The following is a 21,117-nucleotide window of genomic DNA, read 5'->3' as shown; positions in this document are numbered from 1 at the left end:
CGGAGAGGGGAATACTCACATGATGGGGAAGAGGCTGAGAGCGCTGATTGCTGCTATCATACTGTGGTTTGTGCCGGGATCACTCGGGATAGCGCAAGAAGAAGAGACTGCCGTTCCACCGTCTCCGTCGCCAACTCCACCGTCAGTCGCGCGTGAAGCGGCGAGCGCCGAAGAAGCGGTCGTTCTCAACTTTGAAGGGGCAGATATTCGTGAAGTAATCCACAGCCTCGCGACGGCCCTCGGGATCAGCTACACCATCGATCCCCGCGTCCAAGGTCAAGTGACGATCCGGACGAGTGGACGTATCGCTGGACGTGACCTCTTTCCAATTTTCCATCAGATTTTACGAGCCAATGGTATTGCGGCAATCAAAGTCGGCAATCTCTATCAGATTGCTCCTGTGGGGGAAGGGAAGACCCGGGCTGAGATCACTGACAGTGCTAGTGAACTGCGAGCGGCCAATGCTGAGGATCGTTTTATTATCGAACTCGTGAAAATTGAACACCTCGCGGCTGAAGAGATGGCGAAGGTCCTGCAACCCTTCGTCTCTCCCGGCGGTGATGTCATCGCGTATCCACGAGCGAACTTAGTGATTATTTCCGATCTGGCCTCGAACGTGGAACGCCTCAAAGACCTCGTCCGCACCTTCGATGTCGATACTTTTCGCAACTTACATGCTGAAGTGTTCCGCGTTGAGAATGCCAATGTAGAAGATTTAGGTGATGAGTTAAAAGGGGTTCTCGAACCGTACGGTGTAACCCCCAAATCACTGACTGAACGAGGGGTGTTCGTGGTTCCTCTTAACCGACTCAATTCGATTGTCGTTATCGCATTCAACAAAGAAGTGCTGGCAGAAGTACGGAAATGGATCAAAGTGCTTGACGTCCCACCTGAAAAGGGCGGCGGTCGCACTGTGCATGTCTATGCGGTGGAGAACGCAAAAGCGGTAGATTTGGCAGGTGTCTTAGGCCAACTCTACGGCGCTGAGGGTGGTGGTGGTAGCAGCAGCGGCGGTGGACGACGTGGTTCTCAACAGGGGGCAGCCGGAGGAGGTTTCGGTGGCAATTTTGGTGGAGGTTTAGGCGAGACTGGATTGAGTGGGGCCGCCGGCGGTGGACGTGGCGGGTCAGGCGGAGTCGGTGCTCGTGGTGGCAGTAGCCGCGGGGGATCGAGTAGCAGTAGTGGTGGATTCGGTGGGGCTGGAGGCGGTGGCTTTGGTGGTGGGAGAGGTGGTCGTGGTGGGAGCCGAGGTGGAGGACTTGGGGGAGGGTCGTTCAGTGGTGGGACCCAAACGATTTTGATTGCCCCCAAAGAAGGAGAAAAGCCGATCTTTAAGGAAGAAGTTCGTATCGTCGCGGATGAGAGTACCAACTCACTCATTGTTCTGGCAACCGCGCGTGACTACGACATGATCAAGACGGTGTTGCGCCAGATCGACGTGGTGCCACGTCAAGTGTTGATCGAAACGATTATTGCTGAGATCGGCCTCACTAATGACCTCCAATTCGGCGTTGAATGGGCTTTTGCGAATGGAGGGATTGAGCGGCTTTTCGGAACGACAACCTCAGGGGGAACAACAAGTGGAACGACGGGAGGGACGACCGGGTCAACTACCGGCGGTGGCGCTACGTCGACGACCATCTCAAACAATGCTTTGCTCAACGCTGCGAATCGCGGCGTTAAGATTGGTGGCGGTGGCATTTTTTCTTTTATTACAGATCGGGATAATTTCTTAGTGCTGATCAACGCGCTGGTGACACGCTCTCAAGTACGGAGTCTGGCGACCCCGCATATAATCGCGGCTGACAACCGCGAGGCCCACATCTTGATTGGTGAGCAAGTACCCATACTGAGTTCTTCGGCAGTATCTGTGCTAACCGGAACAGCCCCGGTCGTAAATAGCATTCAATATCGCGATACCGGAAAGATCTTGACTATCGTTCCGCAGATTAACTCTGCTGGTCTCGTCAACATGGAGATTCGTCAAGAAGTCAGCGCCGTGGGAGCGAGTGTGTTCGGCAACACGAACTCACCAAGCTTCACCTCACGTGAAACCGAGACCACAGTGGTCGTACAGGACGGCGAGTCGGTGCTCATTGGCGGCATTATTGACGATCAAGTACAACGTGTGCGCCGGGGGGTCCCATTCTTAATGGACGTGCCGGTGCTCGGTCGAGCGTTTCGTACCGAGACTGACTTGATCGATCGCACGGAATTGATTATTTTGATTACCCCGCACGTGATCCGTAATCGTACTGAAGCGCGGTCCGTGACGGATGAATTTGAAGAACGAATCCGTGGGCTCAAGGGTATGTTGGGGCGGGTCCGACCACCGAAAGTGCGACTGCACGCTGATCCTCCAGAGGCGCCATCTATTGAGCGTCTTCCTGACCCGTCTCCGCTCGATAAGTCTCAAGCACGCTGACCGCATTGCGTGTTCACGAGAGGTGGTGGATGAAGAAGTTGTTGTTTTGTCTCGTTCTTGCCGGAGCAATTGCGGGTGCGTATTACAATGCGTTAGAGAACGACTTCGTTTTTGATGACTATCTGTTAGTGGCAGAGAGTCCACTGGTGCGTAGTTCGTGGCCGCTGGTGGATTTTTTCTTTTCTCCGACTTCACTCGGGTATCGTCCGTTTCGGAACCTGTCCTATATTATCGACGTGCGATTGGGCGGGATGCATCCGTGGGTCTTTCACGTGAGCAACCTGGTGTACCACTGGCTCTGCGCATGTTTCGTCTTTTTTGTCGCTCTACGTTTGACCAACGTGCGATCGGAATCGTCGTCGCACATGGCAGGAACAACTCCTGAGCCTGACTGGCGATGGCGGCCTGCCATCTTCGCAACGGCGTTATGGGCGCTGCATCCGGTGTTGACGGATGCCGTGACCTACATTTCCGGGCGTCGCGATATTCTCGGTGGGCTTTGTCTCTTTTTCGGTCTGTGGGCCTATCTGCGGTTTCGTGCATCGACGTGGCGTAACGGATTACAGTACGGCTGGCTCTTCCTTTCGTGTCTTGCGTATGGACTAGGCATCCTCAGTAAAGAGAGTGCGATCGTCTTGCCGCTCCTCTGCTGGCTTGCTGATGTCCAACAAGAGGGGTTTGCGGCTTCGCTTCGTCGTCGTTGGGCGCTCTATTTTCTGGTGTTGTCTCTCGGGGCAGCGGTTTTGTGGCACTTTGCCGGTCCGATCTTTTGGCAGACCTTCAAGAACTCAACGTGGTATGGCGGCAGCCTGGCCGGAAACTTTGCCACCGTTGCTCGCATCTGGGTGCACGATCTGAGTCTAATGGTCTTTCCGCACACGTTGATTGGTGATTACTCGTATCACGCGTTTCCGGCCTCGACTTCATTTGCTGAAACTGAAGTGTTGTTGGCGCTTGGGGTGCTTATTGCCGTCACCATCGCCGTGACGCTGCTCGCGCGCAAGTTCCCACTGTGTGGGTACGGTGGATTATGGATGCTGGTGAGCATCTTACCGCTCTCGCATATTATCCCGATCAAGGAGATTGTCGCTGAACATTATCTTTACGTTCCCCTCTTCGGGTTTTGCCTGATTGTCGCAGTTTTGCTCGACGCGGTGTGTGGAGAGGCGCCGTCGCGAGGATTCGTCAACGTCCGTCTGCGGGAAGCCGCTGTCTATGGACTGCTGTTGTGTGTGCTGACCGCAGCCGTCATGCGGACGGTCGCGCGAAATCGCGACTGGAAGGATGAGGAGACCTTCTGGTCGGCCACAACGCGAACTGCACCACAAAGCGCACGCGCGCGTTATAACCTTGCTGGTGTATATAAACGCCAAGGACGGGCACGAGAAGCGGCGCGAGAATTCACGTCAACGATTGCCATCGCCCCTCGGCATGCGGACGCTATCGTTGGGCTCGGGGAACTTGCCTTTGAAAATAAACAGTATGGCCATGCATTAGGGTACGCCGTACAAGCCCGGCAGATCGCGCCACAGAATCCACGGGCGATCTATCTCCTCAGTTGGGTCAAGCTTGCGGTGAAGGATGTCCAGGCTGCGGAGGAATTGTTTCAGCAAGCTGCGCTCTTGATGCCTAACTCTCCAGGCGTATACGCTGGGCTAGAGGCTGTAGCAAAGGAGCGGGGTGATAAAGAGGCGGAAGCGCACTGGGCGGAGAAACGACGTGCGCTCGAAGCTCTCAGCGGGCAAATGGGTTGACCTCGCGCGTGAAGCACTGTACAGTGCGGCCTCTCGCCGTGGGGGCGACGTTTATGATCGCGCATCTGTGGACACATCGAGTGATGATCGCCGGGCTTGTCCGCCGTGATGTACGCGCACGCTATGCGGGATCGGTCCTCGGCCTCGCGTGGACGGTTCTCCAACCATTGTTGCTGTTCCTTGTCTATATGTTCGTGTTGTCGACGATCTTGCAGGTGAAATTCACCGCTGAAGATGGGACAGGGGCGTTTGCGTTCTATCTCTTAGCGGGCCTGCTCCCGTGGCTGGGTTTTCAAGAGGGGGTGATCAAAGCTGCGACGGCCATCGTCGATAATGCGAGCTTAGTGAAAGCGGTACGTTTCCCGGCGGCCGTGTTAGTGGCGAGCAGCATCTTGGCGAGCTTGGTGACCTTTCTCTTGAGTTTCAGTCTCTTGTTATTCGCACTTTTTGTGACAGGTCGGCTGACCTGGGCGAGCGTGCCGCTGGTGCCGGCTTTGCTATGTTTGCAAACGGGGCTGGCGTTTGGGTGTGGGTTGATCGTTGCGAGTGTGCAGACCGTCTTACGTGATACCGTACAAATGTTGCAGATGATGTTTATGGTGTGGTTCTATTTGACGCCGATTATTTACCCCTTGTCATACGTACCGTCGCAGTTTGTGGCGTTATGGCAGTGGAATCCGTTTACCCCGCTTGTGTCGGCGTACCGTGCAATTCTCCTGGAGGGACACTACCCGACACTGACCGACCTTGGGTCGCCCTGCGTGTGGACACTGGTGGTGTTACTGTCAGGCTGTTGGCTCTTTTCTCGTCTTGAGCCTGGGTTTGCTGATCTACTCTAGTGATCACAGAGAGTTATATGGAGTGTGGGATGACGAAGTGGCTATGGAGAACGATGCGGTTAGTTGTCTGCCTGAGTGCCTGTGGGTTGCTGTCCGCATGTACACCGGAGCCGTCTGCACCGAAAGGGCAAAAGGGAACCAGGCTGGTTGTTGCCGCCGACGGGTTGCCGTTCGGAGAAGAATGGCGCCAAGACTTCACGTTTGCCGATATGGATGGCGATGGGGAACGTGATCTGATTACCGCTCCGCCGCGCAAGAGCAAAGACGCGTGGCCACGGATCTTTCTCCGCAAGCAAAATGGCTGGGAAGCGATTACGTGTCCTGGAGGTTCTCGCAATGGCTTTCCAGCGAAAGACTATAACTATGGTGGAGTAGCGGTTGCCGACTTCTCAGGAGACGGAAAGCCTGACATCGCCCTAGCTATGCATGAGATCGGTCTGCGGCTCTTTTTCAACGTCGGCACTGGGCCGTGTGGACCTTGGGAAGAACAGGCGAATCTGCCTGATGGTGTGACGCAGTTCCGCTCTCGTTCTCTCGTCAGTGCCGATATGAATCGTGATGGGCGCTTCGATATCGTGTTTTTGTCCGAAGCCCCGCCGATGAACGCCAATACGGATGCGACCGGCGGTATTGGTATTCTCTGGAATGAGACATCAGGATGGCGAGTCCAAACGATTACAGGAAGTGAAGGGCTTTTTGGAGATGATCTTTCGATCGGTGAAGTGAATGGCGATGGGGTGCCTGACATTGCGGTGGGGAGTCTGAGCGATATTCGACCCGAGTTCTTATGGTTGAGCAATGGGAACGGTGAATGGCGTGCGGCGAGCGCGGAAGGCCTCCCGAGCAACATGATCGCGTGGAGTGTGCACCTCATCGATTTTGATAACGATGGCAAAGATGAACTGCTGCTTGGGGTTGGCGGAGCGCCGATATACAAAAATGGCGGCCCACGCGTGTATCGTTGGGATGGGACTCGATGGCAGGATCTCTCGCAAGGGCTCCCTCAGGTCTTGTGGGTGTGTGGAGCGACGGCGGTTGACTTTGATCAGGATGGGCGCAAAGAGATTGTTACTGCTGAGATGTATACCGGGATTGTGAAAGTCTATGGTCAGCAACCTGACGGGAAATGGGAAGAGCGACAAGAGATAAAAGAAGAGAAATTCAGTCAGGTCCGAAACTATAAGGTGCGGTCGTTCCGGACAAAGAGTGGTGAGGATTTTATCGTTGCTAACTATGCTGGTGAAGCTTTCGGAACAATTACCGCGTGGTTGTGGCAGTAGGTGTATGACAACTTTCCTCTTGACAAAAAAAGCTAGCCAGAATAATGAAGCATGGGGGGACCCACTGGCATGCCAAAAAAAAGTGGTGGTCTTATTTGCACTAGCCCTGGTATGCATGTTAGCATCTGCCTGTCGTGGGAAGCCTGCAAGTTTGGAAGAACGGGTAAAGGAATACTGGGAGGTTCGGATAAAGGGGCAAGCAGAGCAAGCATACGAATTTGAAGCGCCAGGGGGAATGGACAAACCTACCTACCTGAAAAAGATCCTCGCATCCCCGGTCGCTTTTACCGCAGCCACAGTTCAATCAATAAAGCATAACGAGAGTGGAGATGAGGCGGAGGTAGAATTACGAGTAGAGTTTCTTTTGCCGGGACTTTCCCGCTCAGCGTCCTCCTCTATGTTGGACAAATGGGTCAAGGTTAGAGGCCGGTGGTATCATATGCTACCGCCAGCGGGTGAAGACGGCGCGAGCCCGGAGGAAAGGAGGTGATCTGGGAAATGGGAAAGAACCCCGGATGGGATGAAGGTGGATAGGAAGGCAATAGGCGGCTAGAGTGACGGTAGTAAGGCTTGCAGTATTCATCACAAACAGGTACGGTAGTTCCTGGTAAAAGGAAAGTTTTAGAAGCGAAGGAGGAGAGAAGATGTCTAGGATGAGAAAAGGACTTGCAGCTCTTATAGCAGCATTTTTCTTTCTTGGTGTGGGAGGCAACGCGCAGGCTGTGGTCGGCGTTCCGGACGATGTGCCTGGTTCCACACTGTTGTATCCATTCTTTAAGGTTCAAACCCAACGTACGGCTACAGACAACCAAGATACGCTAGTCGTTGTCACTAACACGGCAGGAGCAACAAGTGCCGCGGTCAGTGCTGCTGCTCCGAACGTAGCGGTGCACGTGACGATTTGGTCAATCACTTCTCAGCACATTTATGACTTCACCGTTATCTTGACCCCGCACGACGTGTTTACATGCAGCTTGTACGATCTTTTAATTGGTCTCACTGGTTGTTCTAACGGATCGGCAACGATCCAACCTGCCCCCACTGGCGTGGCAGCTCAGCTTCTAGCCCCTGCAGGGTCAGTCACAGGTCTGATCGCTGGTTATGTTACTGCTGACGTTGTGTACTCAGCGACCTCACTGTTCCCAGGCCAACTGAATTATCCCTTTGGCTATGGCAACGTTCTTGTTGGTCAGCAATACCTCGTTAACCTTCCCGCCGGTTCGTCGTCTGGCGTGAATGCGACGAGCATCGAGACTGCAAACCCATGCTATGGTCATCGCGCAGTGCCGGATGCAGCCCAAGCCGCAGCCAATACGTTTGGCTTCTATCGTACGCGTTGCATCGAAGAGCAAGGTGGTGCCGCTGCGTGCACTCCACCAGCCACCGTTGCATGTAACGCTGCAGGATCTACCGCCTATGGTGACTTAACCGAACGTATTGACGGTCCGAATGGTGATTTGGCTCAGACCGGTAGCGCAGGTGGATATAGCGCAGGAGTAGCCATCGATTCCCCACTCAGCCTTATCGTGCGGTACTTCTCTCAGAAAGAGCTGAATGGCAAATCTGAAATATGGTTGTGGAAAGATCGTGTGACGGCTGGTGCCGCTCGTGTAGTGAACACTGCCGTGTATGACGAAGCTGAAAACGTGCACTCAGTGACTTTCACACTGGCAGATGAAGTCAACTTCAAGGCGGTTGCTGATATCATCACCCCTGGAGTGGCTGGTGGGTGGTTCCGCATCAGCTTCCCTTGCCTTCAGTTCACTTCATGCGCGTATAACTATAGTGCACCGGCGACGACTACCCCGCCGATCCAGGCTGTTGCATACTCAGTACAGTTTGCTGACAGCGCGGGCGGTGGCACAGCTTCGGCCGCAACCCTTCGTTGGGATGCGATCTTCCCAGCACACCGGCAATACACGAACTACACGAACATTTCTGAATAAGTGCATCGCGTAGTTAGTGTGCCATAACCGAGGGCGGGGATTTTCCCCGCCCTTTTTTTTGTCACCTACTGAGTTCGAGAAATATCGTGCCGTCTTCCTTACTGAGTGTGAACGCCCTGAGTAAGTGCTATCGTGTCTATCCTCGCCCCATTGACCGTTTTAAGGAAATTTTTTCTCATCGTATATATCACAAAGAGTTTTGGGCGTTGAAAGATGTCAGTTTTACCCTTCCCAAAGGAGTTTCACTCGGAGTCCTGGGTGAGAATGGTGCGGGTAAGTCGACACTGTTGAAGCTTATTACCGGCGTTTTGACGCCAACGTCTGGAACCGTCAGCATTGACGGACGTGTTGCTTCGATTCTTGAACTGGGAACAGGGTTTCACCCTGACTTCAGTGGCATGGAAAATCTCTTTGTCGGTGGTGCACTGCTTGGCTTCTCCCGCAAAGAGATGGAAGAGAAGCTGCCAGAAATTGTTGCCTTCTCAGAATTGGGAGAATTTCTTCGTCAGCCCTTGCGGAGTTATTCAACGGGAATGGGGATGCGCTTGTCGTTTTCACTCGCAGTGAGCGTTGATCCCGATGTGTTGATTGTCGATGAAGCCTTAGCTGTGGGTGATGGATATTTCCAGAAAAAATGTATTGATCGTATTCGCACGTTCCAGGAAAATGGTGGCAGTGTATTGCTCTGTTCGCATGCGCTCTATAGCGTCAACATGCTCTGTCAGGAAGCAATCTGGTTGCGGAACGGGCAGGTTGAGGCCTATGGGCCAACGGTGCAAGTGGTGAATGCGTACGAGACATACCTCCATAGCAAAAGTGATCATGTACCAGAACAACATTGGCGGGAATTACGCCTAGGCGGGGAAATAGAGGAGATTTCCCTTGAAGGGGGGGGCCTACATGACTCAGGAAGGTTGCTGCAAAAGGGCGATGCTCTCCGCGTGCACATCCGCTGGAAGAGTGACCACCCCGAGCGCTTGTTTCATGTGGGTATTGCCATCGATCGGATTGACAATCTCACGTGCTTTGCCACGACAACATTGAAAGATGGTCACACGCCGTTTAGCGGCCAGGTGTCGTATGAGGTCACTGTTTGTTTTCCGCATCTCCTGCTGAATAATGGATCGTTTCGCGTTGTGGTGTTCTTATTCGATGAACACGGGGTCCATCTCTATTATCAAAAGGTGGCAGAGCAGACGTTTACGATTGCAACGACGGAAAAAGAGTGGGGGATTTTTTATCTTGATCATATCTGGCAGAAAGAGGCGGAGGAGAGAGCCGAAGCGGTGGCCAGTGGTCAGTCACGTTGATAATTGGAGGTAGAGGTAGCGTCATTCCCGCGAAAGCGGGAATCCAGGAGCATACGGCACCGGCCTCTGGTTATTCCTCCTGGATTCCGGATCTCGCGTTGCTCGCCCGGAATGACGTCTCCGCCCCCCTCAAGATCCTAGAGATGTAGCACTAGTCGACAAGATCGGAACCATCATGCGTATTTGCTATCTGTCAGAAGGAACGCCGCTGTGTGGTGGGGTGAAAGTCACCTTTGAACAAGCCGAAGCACTCCAAGAGCGTGGCCATCAGGTTGAGGTGCTTTCGAAAGGAGAGCGTCCTAGTTGGTATCCGCCGCGTGTTCCTTTTCGACAAGTGCGTGATTTTCTACCTGCAACACTTCCCGAGTGCGATGTGATTGTTGGGACATTTTGGACAACCGTATACGACGCCGTCCAGTCAGGGAAAGGTCGACCCGTCCACCTTTGTCAAGGCTACGAAGGGGATACTGCTGCATTTGCAATTGACCGACCGGCAATTGAAGCTGCCTACCGTCTTCCCACCCTGCTCCTCACGGTGCACGAACCCCTCACGCAATTGATTGCGCAGCGGTTCGGTAGAAGAGCACATACGGTTGGCCAAGGGATTAATCGCTGGCAGTTCTTTCCTGCTCGACAAGCAGCGTACGGTACAATGCCTCGGGTATTGCTCGTGGGGCCCTGCGAGATCGATTGGAAAGGAGTGCAAGACGGGCTCGTGGCTCTCAAAAAGCTCAAGGAGGAACTTTCGTTCCAGCTCGTGCGGGTCTCTCAATTTGCTTGCCATCCTGAAGAAGCCGCTCTACAAGTGACGGATGAATATCATTGCCACTTACCTGCCGAGAACATGCCTGCGATCTACCGCTCCTGTGACGTGATGCTCTCTCCATCGTGGACACAAGAAGGCTTTGGGCTTCCAACACTAGAAGCGATGGCATGTGGAGTGCCGGTGGCGATAAGTGATATTCCAGCGTTTCGTGCCTTTGCCGAAACCCAGGATTGGGCGCTGTTCTTCGCCGAACGTGATATTGCTGGCATGCGCTTGGCGTTGCGTCGCCTGTTGACTGATGACGAATTGCGCCAACGCCAGCGTTCGCGTGGGTTAGCGGTTGCACGTCAGTATACCTTTGCCCGAGTGGCAGAACGCATTGAGCAGGTCCTACAGTCAGTATGACCACCAAAAGAGTCGTGAGAGTTACGATTTCTTATGTTGTTAGCATTGAGTAAGGGTGCTGATAACTGAAAACTGATAGCGGACAGCTTACCTCATGCCGCCTCGCTCTCTCCTTGCAGTTCTGATTGTCAATTACAACACGACGGCCCTCACTCGTAGTTGTGTGGCGTCACTGCATGCGCAGACAATCCGTAGCCCCGATGGTACGAATGGAGCCCCGCAGATTGTTGTCTTTGATAATGCTTCGCGTACTGAGGAACGTCAGGCGCTCCTGGGCATCGCCGCCCAGGTGATATATAACGACGACAATCGGGGGTATGGGGCTGCGCTCAATCAAGCAGTTGCGTGCACTGATAGTGAATACGTTTTGTTTTCGAATGCGGATACCTGGTATTGCCCTGGCGCGTTACAAGCATTGATCGACGAAGCCCGCTCCTTGCCACGCTGGGGCGCGATCGGTCCACGAATTTGGTGGGATCGGGAGCGTAACTTCTTGTTGCCACCGAGCGATCCCGTGACGTTATCGAGCCGATGCTGTGAAGCGATACTCGGGAAGCGCAGCGAAGGGCAGCGGTGGCTTCAGCGCTCGTGGCGGAAACGAGCGCTCGACTATTGGCGTACCCAGCGGCCACTGTCTCAGGCGCTGCTTTCCGGTGCCTGCTTACTGACGAAGCGGGAAGTCTTGGCAGCCTGTGGTGGTTTTGACGAACGATTTCGCTTGTACTACGAAGATACCGACTGGTGTCGTCGAGTACGACAAAAGGGCTATCGACTGTACTGTGTACCGACCGCAGATGTTGTGCATCTGCATAACCAGAGTGCTCGACAAGAACGGGAAACGGCTCAGCTAATGGGCGCTGAGTCAGAAACCCGTTACTTTCAGAAATATTATGGTGCTTGGATCGGGACGAGGCTCGACCGATTGGTGACGCCGTGGCGCATGAATGAGGATGAAAAGTGGCAGTCGCGCGCGCACGTCGACTGTGGTACGTGTCAGCAGCCGCCGCATTTTTCCCTATCAATGCCGCTGCAGGGTGAATATCTGTGGCAACTTTCTCCATTTCCATCGTGTGTCCCAGCCATCGCACGCTTTGTGACGAAGGAGGAGGAGCTGCGGCTTCCGCAGCACATGTGGAACCTGCTCAGCAATGGCGCGTTCTACGCTGGCCTTTTCTCGTTGCCCACCATACAACCTGTACAGTATTGGCGATGGCAGAAAACGTCTTCTCCTGAGTAAAAGGGGCAATTTTGCGATGCCACACGAAGAAGAGAGGGCCGTATACCCAGGCATCTCGGGAACCAGAGCTGAACCTGCGACAGAAAACCGCGCTGACATTGAGCGATTACGACGGCTCGTCCGATTCTCCATCCCCCACAATGCGCCTATCATCCTGCTGGCACGGGAGACGCCAGCTCATTTACGGGGAGAAGGGCATACGGTCTGGCCATTAGGGCAGAGTGCGAGTGACCTCGTTTCTCCTGATGCTGCGGTTGTCATCGCACAATTGGAGGACTTGCGAGCCAAGGGCGGAGCGTTTCTTCTGATTGCGCGGTCTGCGTGGGAATGGTTCGTGTCACAGCCGCAGTTTCAGTATTATGTCGAGCAACGGTATCGTATGACATGTAGTGAGGAAGATACGGGCATCATCTTTGCGTTGCAACCTCCGCCAGATGTTGAATGGCGCGACCGTGGTGCACCGGATGGATTATTACTTCCCCCACCGGAACTCGTTGCGCTTGTTACCGGCCTGCCCCAGATACAGCCTTTTTACTGGAGTGGCGTCCTTGGCGCGCGATGTATTAAGGGGCTGCTGAAGAAGAACGGTATTGATATCAATCACTGTCACGCGATTCTTGATTTTGGTTGTGGCTGTGGTCGCGTGCTGCGCCACTGGAAAACCCTGCATGGGTCTCGACTTTTTGGGACCGATTATAATCCCTATCTGATCCGTTGGTGTCAGCAGGCATTCCCTTTTGCACACGTTTCCACCAATGATCTCTCACCGCCGCTCGTGTATGCGGATGAGCAATTCGACCTGATTTATACGATTTCTATCTTCACTCATTTAGAAGCGACGTTACAGTCAACGTGGATGACCGAGCTGACGAGGCTCTTGCGCCCTGGCGGTATGCTCTACCTGACTGTTCACGGCGCAATGCATATTCAGTCACTACCAGTGCTTCAGCAACAGCAGTTCATGGCTGGGCAACTGGTTGAGTATCGGCCTGAGTTGTCTGGGAGTAATCACTGTACGATCTATCATCCAGAAGCGTATGTCCGTGAGGTGCTCGCGAAGGATTTACAGGTGATCGATTTTGTTCCTGGTGGCGCAAAAGACGCCAACCAAGATGTGTTTTTGTTGCGGAAACCCATAAGAAGTTAAGGCAGAGAAATAGGGAGCGGAGCATGCGCAGAGCGCACGAAGTGACAGACAGTATGGCAATAATCCGTCCGGTGCGCGCTGAGGATGAAGCCGGAATCTTACGACTCTTCTCAACGGTTTTTCACAGTGACATGTCACCAGAAGTGTGGCGGTGGAAATACCTGCGTGACGAATATCCTATACCCGCGTTCGTGGCTGAAGAGGATGGTGAGATTGTCTGTCATTATGGCACGATTCGTCAGCGTATTGCCTGGCAAGGACAGGAACACGCTGCGTGGGATGCAATTGATGTCATGGCGCATCCGCATAAGCAAGGGCGCGGATTATTTCGTCATACCATCCAGGCGTTCATGCGTGAGGTGTGCGAGGGTTACGGACTTTTTCTCTATGGCTTTCCGACTGAACGCCATAAGCGTTTAGGCGAGCTCTTAGTTGGCTACGAGCCGGTTGCTCGGGTGCATAAAGTGAGCACGCTGCTTCCGGACACTCCTGCAAAAGCCATGCTGATGGACGTTGTGTATGATGTGTTGCCCCTCAATTGGGACGCGCACTGGCCCCTCATGCAGGATCGCTTTGGTATGCTCACTCTTCGTGATCGTGCCTACCTGGCCTGGCGTTATCTCGCTCGCCCGAATCGTCGGTATCGACTCGTGACGATCCCCGCGATGCCTGCATTGGCGATAGTGGGAGTACGGGATGGCGTTGCGCGCCTGATGGAATTTCTCGTGCCGTCGGAGGACAAGCGCCTGGCACGGCAGGTACTGCGTGGAGCTGAATGCGTGGCACGAGAAGAGGGGGCAGCGAGCTTGGAAGGGTGGTTTCCGACGTTTTCCTGGGAATGCCAGTTTCTCTGTTCAGATGCACAATACCGAGCAGAAGATACTGAGCACTGGCTTGAATGTCGCATATTCGATCAACGGGTCAGCGCGGGGTGGTTACGTGGAAACTTCTACTATTCATTTGGCGATTTTGATGTGTACTGAGTGAGGCGACGTTTGACCACGCTCAGTGCCGACCGGCGTGATGAGCCCGGAGGGAAAACGTACTCAAGGCACTGACGGAACAGAGAAGTTTCCTTCGTCAAGCACTCTGCCCGCGAATCTTGCGCAGGGGTGGCGCTCTTGTTGGACGCGAGTTGCAGCGCTGCAATGAGTGTTTCTTGATGTTGGAGCTTTTGTGTTGCTGCCGTGAGTTCGCTCCGTAGCGTGTGGATCTGTTGGTCGGTATTGGCAAGCTGCTGCATCTTTTCTTGTACCGCAAAAACGAGATCATCAACATCTTTCACTCGTTGCAGGGGACCCTGCCCGTTGTGAGACGGCTGGAACCCGTAGGTTGCCCACGCGATGATCTCGTGATCTGAAGGTGGCGCATGAAGCACCCAAAATGCCTCAAACAGGCCGGAGTGGTGAACAAAGGCCGACTTCGCCACATTGAGAGCACGAAAAGCGTCCCAGAAGAGCTGGGGCTGTTGAAAAAGGCTGCGTTGATAACAGCGAATGGCGGTTTCCTTGATCGAGGCGACGTCGGTAATATCTACCAAGGTATTGAAGCGTAGCGGTGCGAGAACTTCATAGAAGGCAAGTGTCCAACCAGGAGTCGTGCGCAACAGTTGTAAAGCAATACGACCAACGATGACATGATCTTGATGACCATCGATGAGGGACGGAGCCAATACCAGGTCAGGTTGCACAGTTGTGAGGTAGTCACTCAGTGCTGTATGAATCTGTGCTTCGTGATGTGTAAGCCGACCGTCCGGTAATTGAAGCGTGCGAAGATGTTGAATGCCTAAAATTTTCGTTGCCGCTTCCAGTTCTTGCGTACGCACGGCAACAATGTCCTCATGTCGTCCATCTGGCTCTTCGATTGCGGCACCGTCGGAGACCACCAGGAGACGGACCTCAGCGCCGTTCTTTGCGAAACGAGCAATCGTCCCACCGCACCCCAGACTCTCGTCATCAGGATGTGGAGCGATCACCACAACTCGCTTTGCGGGGGGGAGATCGGTGTTCACGCCACAGCTCCGTCTTGGTGCAGCGATAGGTGTTCTGGGTTCTCTTCTCGTGACGCTATACCCAGCGCTGCCAAGAAGTTATGCTCCCATTGGGGAAGGCTCAGGGTTTGCGCCGCAACACGCTGTCCGTGGTGAGCGCAAGCGTGACGGAAATCTCTATCGCGGTGCAAGCGAGTGATTGTCTCCACCGCTGCATTTATCACTTGTTGTGTTCCCGTTTCGTAGGAGGGAAGCTGAAGTGCGTGCAGTGGTGGCAGCGCCAGGAGCGACTGCGCGATTCCTACCGGTGGTGCAATAACGGGCAGACCGCACGACAGTGCTTCGGCCACCGCTAAGCCAAATCCTTCGTATCGTGAAGGATGGAAGAGAAAATCTGCGCACGAAAGGATGGTAGCGACTTCATTACGTTCGACGTTCTCGATAATTTTGGTGTTTGGTCGTTCGTGCAACGGGCATGGTTCGCCAGTGCCGAGGATGAGTACCCAGAAGACATCTGGTGTTGTTTTCATAACCTCTTGTAGAACGTCGATAGCTTTATCGACTCCCCAACGCGCAAGAAAAACGCCGACAAAAGCGTCTCGGGGAATAGCGAACTGGTCACGGAGTCCTTTCTTGTCGGGGCGAGGAGAGAAGAGAGTCTGGTCAACACCCGTGACAACCGAGACGACATCGATAGCACCGTAGTGCGCGGTCGCTTCACGTGCAACAGCGTCACTTACCGCAATGACTCTCTTTCCTATAGTGGATGCGTATTCTGCGCCCAACCCGAAGAGGTATTTCACTTCATAATACCATTCCTGGGAAAACAGCTCGCGGTTCGCTTCTGCGTACTGAGCATGGGTGGAATGAAAGATAGTAAACGTGGGAATGCGCGGAGGTGAGTACGCGAATCCAAAGAAAGCATGGGCAATGACGAAGTTGTACAAATGGTCGACACGATAGAAGGCTTGCCCAACCCGTGACAGGCTGTTCAAAAAAGGACTGTGAAACGACGGTCCTATGAGGTTAGTGTCTGTTCCCTCAGGCAGACACTGGGTGTGATAGATGTCGACTTCGTAGCTGGAGCGCTGCAGGAGATCGACCATCTGCTGAGTATAGGTCTCAATCCCTCCTTTGAACGCGTACGGGTCGAAGGAAGTGAGAATCGCACATCTTTTCTGCATACCGACTTTCGTATAGGATACACCCCTGCACGTCACTACCATTCGATGACACGCATGCGCATTCTGCAAATTGTCCACGGCTTTCCGCCAGACGCCTGGGCCGGGACCGAAATCGTCACACTCCACCTTGCGCAAGAATTACAAGCCCGTGGCCATGCGGTCACCGTATTGACACGAACAGAAGATTCCCATGCCGCAGAATTCTCGATGCGCGAAGAACAATACGAGACTGTTCCGGTTCTTCGTGTCGTCAACAATCACGGCCACACTACCACCTTTCGCGCGTTTTACGACAATTCCCTCTACGATCAGCTCTTTCTCCAATTGTTGAAACGGGTACAGCCTGAGGTTGTCCACTTCCAACATATCGCACATTTCTCAGCGAATCTCATCGGTCTTGCACGGGCGCATGGATACCCGACGATCCTGAGCTTGCATGACTTCTTTTTCCCTTGTCACCGTATTCATCTGATCGATAAGGAAGGACGACTATGTGCTGGTCCTGAACGTGGGAACCGCTGTGTTGCGTGTCTGCGGGACATCGCATCCGCGGAAGATGTTTCTCATCGCCTGGCGACGATGGAGCGGGCGCTGCTTGCTGCGCAACGAATTATTACGCCTTCTACGTTTTTGCAGGAGCGCATTGCCGACTACTTTCCTGCCGTGCGGGACACGTTACACACCGTTCCGTTGGGTATCAAGCCAGTGACTGCCGTGCCTCGATCGTCTCTGTGCCCAAGACCCTTACGTCTCCTCTATAGTGGGCTGCTTTTCCCACCCAAAGGTGCCTACATTCTGATCGAAGCTCTGCAAGGGATGCCGCCTGGCTCTGTTGCCGCCTCGCTCTATGGCGCAACGCTGCCCTATTGGCAGCCGTATGTTGACCAACTACATGCGCAAGCTGCTGGTCTGCCGATTCGCTTTCATGAACCCTATCGCCATACGCAGTTTTCCGAGATTTTGGCAGAACATGATGTGTTAGTAATGCCCATGATTTGTGAAGAAACATTTTCTCTCGTTACTCGGGAAGCCCTTGCCGCAGGACTGCCTGTTGTCGCTGCGCGTCGTGGTGCATTACCCGCAGTGATCGAAGATGGTGTGAACGGGTTGCTATTTGAACCTGAGAACCCTGCTGATCTGCGGCGGTGTTTGTTGCGGTTAGTGCATGAACCGCACCTGATTGAGCGTTTGCGCTCGGTGCGGCAACAGTTCAAAACCGTAAGTGAGTATGCGGCGGAGATGGAAGGAGTGTACCGAGAAGTCTGTGGGGAAGGGAAAGTGAAGAAAAGGGACGAAGGGGAAAAGGACGAAAAAGTCGCCCCTTCGTCCTTTCGTCCCTTCGCCCTTTCGTTTTCCTCCAACCCTGCAGCGCACGTCATGGTTACCGTCCCCACCGTGTCCGTCCTGATTCCTACCAAGAACGGCGTACGATATTTGGCTGAAGTACTCGATGCTATTCGTAAACAACAGGGAGACTTTCAGCTCCACGAGATCATTGCCGCCGATTCTGGCTCACGAGACGGAACCCTGCAGATCTTACAGCAATATGGTGTCACTGTCGTACAGATTCCACCGCAAGAATTTGGTCACGGGCGCACTCGCAATCTCTTGGCCTCACATGCACATGGCGAGATGCTGGTCTTTCTTACGCAAGATGCAACACCGGCGAATGAAAAGTGGTTGCACAACCTGTTATCTCCGCTCCGAACCGACCCACACGTTGCTGGCGTCTATAGCCGCCACATTCCGCGACCTGATTGTCACCCAATGGAATGGCACCGCATCGCTGAGTATGAGTTGCAGGGAAAGGTAGAGTCGCGTGTTCATGCGATGCTTGATAATCCCGACTATGAGCGCAATCGATATTTGTATCGTTTTTTTGCCAACACGAGCTCCGTGCTGCGGCGTTCTTTCTGGGAACGTTTTCCCTTTCCCGAAGTGGATTTTGCTGAGGACCAAGCCTGGGCCGAGCAGGTACTGAAGGCAGGATACAAAACCGCGTACGCTGCCGACTCAGTGGTGATCCATTCCCATAGCTATGGGCCGTGGGCGAATTTTTGCCGTCACTTTGAGCACGCGGCCGCTATGCACAAATTGTTTGGTGATGCACCGCAGCAGAGTTTGCGCGGTTGCATTGCTGGTGCTTTTCGCGTAGCCAAGCTGGATTTAATTTTCTGGCGGCAGCAGAATGGCCACAGTAAAGAAGCGATCGTGAAGCAATGGGCAGTACCAGCGGTGAGCTGGCATCTGGCCGGGAATGTTGGGTATTGGTTGGGTGAACAGGTTGAGCGATTGCCAGGATGGTTAGTGCGCCGTCTCTCTTTTCAGGAACAGGTGAAACGGAGATAATTGACCTATGCACATTCTCCAAGTTGTCCACGGCTTTCCTCCCAATGAATGGGCAGGGACCGAACTCGTCACGCTGCACCTCTCGCAAGCGTTGCGTGTACGTGGTCACGAGGTATCTGTATTGACGCGTATCTACGATCCACAACGTGCAGAAGGGAGCATGCACGAAACGAGCTACGAAGAGCTGCCTGTGTTCCAGCTGGTCAATAACTACACCATGAACACGGCCTTTCGTTTGCTCTATGACAACCCGCGGTTCAATCGGCCCTTTCAGCAACTCGTGGAACGACTCAAGCCTGATGTTGTCCATTTTCAGCATCTCTATAACCTCTCGGTCAGTTTGCTACGACTCACGCCGGCACTCGGGTACCCGACGGTCTTGAGCCTGCACGACTTCTTCTTCGCTTGTCATCGTATTCATTTGCTCGATGCGCAACAGCAACTCTGTGTCGGCCCCGAATATGGTGCTCGTTGCGTATCGTGCTTAGCGGATGTCGCGAGTGGAGACGACGCACGACGGCGATTCACTGATATGGAGCGGGTACTTCATGCTCCTGATCTTGTGTTGACTCCCTCAGTGTTTCTGGCCGAGAAGATGCGCTCGTTTTTCCCATTCTTGCAAAATCGCCTGCGCGCGGTACCGCTCGGGGTACAACGCGTGGCTGGTCTCAATCGACCTCGACCAGAGAACACATTGTATCTTCCGCTACGGATTCTTTATGTCGGAGTTTTAGCACCTCACAAAGGTGCACATGTGCTGCTCGAAGCGGTACGGGAACTTCCTGCCCAGTCGTTTTCCGTGTCGCTCTACGGTACCGAATGGAATCAATGGCACGCGTACGCTGAACAACTTCGCGAAACGGCAAAAGAACTCCCGGTGAAATTTTGCGGAACGTATCAGCACGAGCAGTTCGGAGAGATTCTGGCCTGTCATGACGTGTTGGTGATGCCGATGATTTGGGAGGAGACCTTTTCTCTTCTCACGCGTGAAGCGCTACTCGCGGGAGTGCCGGTGATTGCGGCGCGACGAGGGGCACTGGTTGAAGCACTAGAGGGCGGGGTGAATGGTCTCTTCTTTGAACCTGAGAATGCAAGTGACCTGCGACGTTGTTTGCAACGGTTGATTGACGATCCTACTCTCCTCTCGCGTCTTCGCCAAGCTGAACCTCAGGTGAAGACAGTAGAGGAATATGCCCACGATATTGAAACGATCTATACGGAAATACGTCGGGTGCGGACACAAAAAATTATGGAAGAGAAGCATACTACGCCTCAGACAACAGGGGATCTCAATAACCTGAGTGAGTCATTGCGAGCGCAGCGAAGCAATCTCGGTGGCGGTGGAAGTGAGGCACGATCAGAACTGTCGCAAGCGAGAAGTGGAGATAGCCCTACGGTAAAAGTCAGTGTTTGTATTCCGACCTATAACGGAAGTGCTTTTCTCGCCGAAGCCGTGCAAAGTGTACTGGCGCAGAGCTTTGCTGATTTTGAATTGCTGATCGTTGATGATGGTTCCACTGACGCGACCCTCGACATTGCCCGCTCGTTTGCTGATCCCCGTATTGTCATCCATCGCAACGAGAAACAACTTGGCATTCCTGGCAATTGGAATCGCTGTTTGACGTTAGCGAAGGGTGAGTACGTTTGTATCTTCCATCAAGATGATGTGATGTTGCCGAAAAACCTGGAGCGAAAAGTCGATGTATTGAAAGCGGATCCCGATATTGGTTTTATCCATTCGGCTGTCGAATTTCTTGTTGAAGGGACGATGCTGCAGCCCCCGGGGAGTTGGATTGAACCGACGGTAGATGATTTTGTCATGGATGGACGTCGTTATTTCCGTAAGCTCTTGTTACAAGGTAATCTGATTTGTGCTCCCAGTGTCGTAGCGCGGCGACAGTGCCTCGCAGAGGTGGGGATGTTTGACGAAGAGCTGGGATACGCGCCTGATTACGAAATGTGGCTGAAGTTGTGTGTCAAAGGGAAAGTCGCCTTTCTAAATCAACCGCTCTTGCAGTATCGCTGGCATGAGAAAAATGCTTCGCATCAGTACCGATTTTCGCGTGGGATTGAGGAATTACAACTCGCGGCGCGTCGTGCCTTGCGGTACGACGAAACGATATCCGGGCGTCAGGAGGAGCAGCAGATTCTTGCTGAGGTGATTGATTCTCTTGGTGTACTGCGCCAATGGACGGCGACTCTTGAGCAGGGAAAAGAATGGTTGGAGCAACAACGTGAGAATTGGCAGCGGGCGGCAAATGACCGTGATCTTATTATTCAAGAACAGAAAACCTGGATCGGCGAACTCGAAAAGGCCAAGAGTTGGCTTGAGGAACAACGAGTGAATTGGCAAACGATCTCAGTGTTTCTGGCCGAGAAGATGCGCTCGTTTTTCCCATTCTTGCAAAATCGCCTGCGCGCGGTACCGCTCGGGGTACAACGCGTGGCTGGTCTCAATCGACCTCGACCAGAGAACACATTGTAT

Annotated in this window: 14 protein-coding genes; 12 read left to right on the top strand and 2 right to left on the bottom strand. The window is 53.6% G+C overall.

The window, feature by feature from the left end; all coding sequences use genetic code 11:
* The first annotated feature begins 19 nt into the window (after window positions 1-19).
* From gspD to FJ147_08360, 10 genes are all read left to right on the top strand, one after another.
* On the top strand, window positions 20-2,425 hold the full coding sequence (gene gspD / locus FJ147_08405; protein MBM4255905.1) for a type II secretion system protein GspD: 2,406 nt from the start codon (window positions 20-22) through the stop codon (window positions 2,423-2,425).
* Between the two features lie 29 nt (window positions 2,426-2,454).
* A complete protein-coding gene (locus FJ147_08400; protein ID MBM4255904.1) occupies window positions 2,455-4,179 on the top strand; it encodes a tetratricopeptide repeat protein in 1,725 nt (574 codons plus the stop codon).
* A 23-nt stretch (window positions 4,180-4,202) separates the two neighbouring features.
* Complete coding sequence (locus FJ147_08395; GenBank protein MBM4255903.1) at window positions 4,203-5,018, top strand: ABC transporter permease; 816 nt, start codon at window positions 4,203-4,205, stop codon at window positions 5,016-5,018.
* A gap of 17 nt (window positions 5,019-5,035) precedes the next feature.
* Window positions 5,036-6,298 carry a VCBS repeat-containing protein gene (locus tag FJ147_08390; GenBank protein ID MBM4255902.1) on the top strand — a complete coding sequence of 421 codons (1,263 nt, stop codon included), beginning with the start codon at window positions 5,036-5,038 and terminating at the stop codon, window positions 6,296-6,298.
* A 644-nt stretch (window positions 6,299-6,942) separates the two neighbouring features.
* Complete coding sequence (locus tag FJ147_08385; protein ID MBM4255901.1) at window positions 6,943-8,244, top strand: hypothetical protein; 1,302 nt, start codon at window positions 6,943-6,945, stop codon at window positions 8,242-8,244.
* A gap of 86 nt (window positions 8,245-8,330) precedes the next feature.
* The gene (locus tag FJ147_08380; GenBank protein MBM4255900.1) at window positions 8,331-9,554 is read left to right on the top strand and encodes an ABC transporter ATP-binding protein; all 1,224 of its coding nucleotides are present in this window, start codon (window positions 8,331-8,333) and stop codon (window positions 9,552-9,554) included.
* A 175-nt stretch (window positions 9,555-9,729) separates the two neighbouring features.
* Window positions 9,730-10,725, top strand: coding sequence for a glycosyltransferase family 4 protein (locus FJ147_08375; GenBank protein MBM4255899.1), 996 nt, complete (start codon window positions 9,730-9,732; stop codon window positions 10,723-10,725).
* Window positions 10,726-10,819: 94 nt separating this feature from the next.
* Window positions 10,820-11,962 carry a glycosyltransferase family 2 protein gene (locus FJ147_08370; GenBank protein MBM4255898.1) on the top strand — a complete coding sequence of 381 codons (1,143 nt, stop codon included), beginning with the start codon at window positions 10,820-10,822 and terminating at the stop codon, window positions 11,960-11,962.
* Window positions 11,874-13,109, top strand: a complete 1,236-nt coding sequence (locus FJ147_08365) for a class I SAM-dependent methyltransferase (GenBank protein MBM4255897.1) — start codon at window positions 11,874-11,876, stop codon at window positions 13,107-13,109. The genes FJ147_08370 and FJ147_08365 overlap by 89 nt, the downstream gene beginning before the upstream one ends.
* A 23-nt stretch (window positions 13,110-13,132) precedes the next feature.
* Window positions 13,133-14,092, top strand: a complete 960-nt coding sequence (locus FJ147_08360; protein ID MBM4255896.1) for a GNAT family N-acetyltransferase — start codon at window positions 13,133-13,135, stop codon at window positions 14,090-14,092.
* On the opposite strand, the gene FJ147_08355 is transcribed toward FJ147_08360, so the two are convergent.
* Together FJ147_08355 and FJ147_08350 are read right to left on the bottom strand one after the other, a co-directional pair.
* Window positions 14,062-15,147 carry a PIG-L family deacetylase gene (locus FJ147_08355; GenBank protein MBM4255895.1) on the bottom strand — a complete coding sequence of 362 codons (1,086 nt, stop codon included), beginning with the start codon at window positions 15,145-15,147 and terminating at the stop codon, window positions 14,062-14,064. The two genes, FJ147_08360 and FJ147_08355, sit on opposite strands and share 31 nt — an antisense overlap.
* Window positions 15,117-16,325 carry a glycosyltransferase family 4 protein gene (locus tag FJ147_08350; protein MBM4255894.1) on the bottom strand — a complete coding sequence of 403 codons (1,209 nt, stop codon included), beginning with the start codon at window positions 16,323-16,325 and terminating at the stop codon, window positions 15,117-15,119. The genes FJ147_08355 and FJ147_08350 overlap by 31 nt, the downstream gene beginning before the upstream one ends.
* A gap of 3 nt (window positions 16,326-16,328) precedes the next feature.
* Between FJ147_08350 and FJ147_08345 the strand changes: the two genes are divergently transcribed.
* Entirely contained in the window at window positions 16,329-18,632 is a 2,304-nt protein-coding gene (locus FJ147_08345) for a glycosyltransferase (GenBank protein ID MBM4255893.1), read from the top strand.
* 7 nt (window positions 18,633-18,639) lie between these two features.
* On the top strand, window positions 18,640-21,117 hold a 2,478-nt coding region (locus FJ147_08340), incomplete at its 3' end, for a glycosyltransferase (protein ID MBM4255892.1).

It is taken from the genome of Deltaproteobacteria bacterium (genome assembly GCA_016874775.1).
Lineage (GTDB): Bacteria > Desulfobacterota > Binatia > Bin18 > Bin18 > VGTJ01.
This window is presented reverse-complemented; position numbering and strand designations above follow the sequence as displayed.